Genomic DNA, 273 nt, shown 5'->3' on the forward strand with positions numbered 1-273 from the left:
GACGCGAATGGGAACGCTATGCATGGATTAAGGCACGTATTATTACGGGGGGACATGAGGGTGATAGTCTATTGGATATGACGCGCCCATTTGTATTTCGTAAATATGTTGATTACACCGCATTTGAAGCCATGCGTGAAATGAAAGCCATGATTGAGCGCGAAGTGGCACGTCGCAATATTGCCGATGACATCAAGTTGGGTGCAGGTGGGATTCGTGAAGTTGAATTTATTGTCCAAGTTTTTCAATTGATTTATGGTGTAATCAACATAT

General features: G+C 42.9%; 1 protein-coding gene. It reads left to right on the forward strand.

Features of this window, described 5'->3' with window-relative positions; all coding sequences use genetic code 11:
* A partial coding sequence (locus FLQ44_RS22920; protein WP_147696185.1) for a [protein-PII] uridylyltransferase family protein occupies positions 1–273 on the forward strand: 273 nt, incomplete at both ends.

It is taken from the genome of Vogesella mureinivorans (assembly GCF_007644035.1).
Lineage (GTDB): Bacteria > Pseudomonadota > Gammaproteobacteria > Burkholderiales > Chromobacteriaceae > Vogesella > Vogesella mureinivorans.